The following is a 2,705-nucleotide window of genomic DNA, read 5'->3' on the forward strand; positions in this document are numbered from 1 at the left end:
TGATTATTCCGAACAAAGTACACCAGTGTTCCGCGGCAAAGTACACCACTTCTTGCGAAGCCTTAAGGCCGCTAACTGCGCATGATCACCACTAAGCAAGCGTGGTGTTTTTCAAACCTAATGATTTTTTTTATTTCTCAACGATTTACCTGTAAGGGCTATTCTGTGAGCAGAAGCTGACAACCTGTCCATTATTGCATCAGCAAGGGTAGGTTCGTCAATAAAGTTATACCAGCTATCTACCGGAAGCTGCGAAGTGATCATCGTGGAGCCGTTTCCATACCTGTCTTCCAGTATATCCAGCAGTGCAATTCTTGCATCATTATTCAAAGCCTTGAGTCCAAAGTCATCCAGGATCAATAGTTTGTTAGCAGAGATTCCCCTGATCCACTTGAGGTAAGATCCATCCAGCCTAGCCTGAGCCAGGGATTCCAGGAACTTATTCATACTGAAGTATTGTGTACGGTAGCCCAAAAGACAGGCACTGCGCCCAAGGGCACATGCGAGGAATGATTTCCCGCAACCAGTGGCTCCGGTGATGAGTACATTTTCGCCCTTTTCGATAAACATCCCATCTGATAACCTGAAGACCTGCTCCCTGGTAATACCTCTTTCAGGGTTGCACAGGACGTCTTCTGGCAGCGCATGATAGCGAAGCTTGCTGGCTTTAAGGAACTTTAAAGTTCGTGAATGATCCCTGGACTCTACTTCTGCCTGGGTCATCATGGCAATCAGTGCATGGGTGTCCTGCAGTTCATGTACCGGAAGGGAGAGTACAGCCTGATAGCGCTTGGCCATGCCGGTAAGTTTAAGCGATTTTAGCTGTTCTACTGTTTGTTGTGTATTCATTCTGTTTAGATTGATATGTTAGATTAATTGATGTTATAGGTTTCAGGACCTCTCAGGTTCGCGTGTTTTGGAATACGGAATTCAGCTGATTCATCCTCTTCCAGCTTGTCCATGTTTTTCTCCAGTATGTTTTTAATGGTCGTGTAGCTGAACCTGTAACCTTTCAAAGCCCTTTTGCAGGCATTTTCCATGCGTGGTCCGCCATACTGTTTCATTAGCCTGAGAAGACCCGTACAAGCTGCATAAGACTGATCTACGATTAGCTTATTTTCCATAACTTTCTTAAAGAACTCCAGGGTAGCCAGCCCATTTTCAGTAGCCTGCTGGAGGTAGTAATCCACATTCCAGCCCTTATGGGCCAGTATAGCCCTATGGTTTTCAGGCATGTGTTCTTTGTCTGTGGTATAACCATGGCTGGTAAAGTTTCTGGTATGCAGGGCAATCCTCAGCGTACCATAATAAACCTCAACATGATCTGCGCAATAAATTATGCGAACGTCCTTACCTATAAAGCGGTACGGTACACTATAGAAGTGCCAGTCTTCTCCCACCACTACATGGTAGTTCTTCTGGACTTTGGCTTTGGTGTAATGACGAATATAATAAGCCGAGGTAGGCAGGGATTGCAGCAGCGGCTTTTCCTTCGCATTGAATAGCTCAAGTCGGCTGAATGTCTTTTTCTGAAAATTGACCTGGTGGTGCAGGGCCAGTTTCTCCCTGATGGCCTTATTAAGTTCGGCAAGACTGTAGAAGGATTCATTGCGAAGCTGCGCATAAATGCGCCGATAGGCAATCACAACTCCATTCTCAACTGATGGCTTGTCTCTTGGCCTATATGGACGGGCGGCCAGTAAAGCAATGTGGTTATGTCCGGCCCACTGTTCCAGCATCGCCGGAAAGGTAGGCTCATATTTACAGCTTTTAGATACCCATTGACGCATATTATCTGATTTCACAGACAATGGCACCCCACCAATGTAATCAAGAAGATTATTTAATGCTTTTAACACCTGCGGAAGAGTAGCGTCATGTAAGGCCTCAACATAATCGAAATTACTGAAAGGAAGGACGCCAATAAAAACAGGACATTCGATCAGTTCTCCGGTAGAGCGATCCGTATAATGAAGCTTATCTCCAGCAAAATCGACCTGCAGCATCTTTGCGGGATCATGTTCAAAATGCATGACTGCATTGTTCACTTTTGCATGGTCTGTGAAGAAATCACAAAATCTGGAATACTTAAAGCCATGCGGGTACTTTCTGATATACTCTTCCCAAAGCAGCAGACGGGTAATGTTGCTATTGGCTGCCATTTCTGCGGTATACCCAGCTATAAGTGCTTTTAACTCCATCTTACGGGGGTCAGTATCCTCCGGTATGGGTTTGATCAAGCTCAGGAACTCTTCGAGCTGCTGGTCGCTGAGCTTTAAAAGTTCGTCAAATCCTTTTCCACTTTCCATGAACTTTTGAAGGTAAACAGCAATCGTCCTTCTATTGATTTTTACTTCCTTTTCAATACTTCGCTGGGAGGCGCCCTGCTTTAAAAATAAAAGTATCTGTCTTACTTTATGCATACTAAGTAGTTTATTGGCCATACTGCAGGGGTTTAGAAATGAACTAAACCAAACCTATAGTAATACGCCGGGTAAACTTGCTTAGTGGTGTACTTTGCCTCGGAATCGGGTGGTGTAGTTTGTGTCGGAATGTCAGCCCTTGCAAACTTTAATTATCCGGAAAGCGGTATACTTTGCCTCGGAATCATTAATGTCCAAAACCGAAATTAGTGGTGTAGTATGGCCCGGAATGATGGTGTACTTTGCTTCGGAACAGTGGTGCAGTATGGCTCGGAATATCCA

Annotated in this window: 2 protein-coding genes; both read right to left on the reverse strand. The window is 44.8% G+C overall.

The annotated features are described in order from the left end of the window. Positions 1-117: 117 nt before the first annotated feature. A complete protein-coding gene (gene istB / locus ACHFIZ_RS17790; RefSeq protein ID WP_410888301.1) occupies positions 118-849 on the reverse strand; it encodes an IS21-like element helper ATPase IstB in 732 nt (243 codons plus the stop codon). Positions 850-872: 23 nt separating this feature from the next. Then, complete coding sequence (gene istA / locus ACHFIZ_RS17795; protein ID WP_410888303.1) at positions 873-2,444, reverse strand: IS21 family transposase; 1,572 nt, start codon at positions 2,442-2,444, stop codon at positions 873-875. Between the last annotated feature and the right edge of the window lie 261 nt (positions 2,445-2,705).

Source organism: Pedobacter sp. JCM 36344 (genome assembly GCF_046546555.1).
Taxonomy (GTDB): domain Bacteria; phylum Bacteroidota; class Bacteroidia; order Sphingobacteriales; family Sphingobacteriaceae; genus Pedobacter.

Excerpts from the sequence above, each read along its gene's own strand:
- istB (WP_410888301.1), bottom strand. The coding sequence starts at position 849 with ATGAATACACAACAAACAGTAGAACAGCTAAAATCGCTTAAACTTACC.
- istA (WP_410888303.1), bottom strand. The coding sequence starts at position 2,444 with ATGGCCAATAAACTACTTAGTATGCATAAAGTAAGACAGATACTTTTA.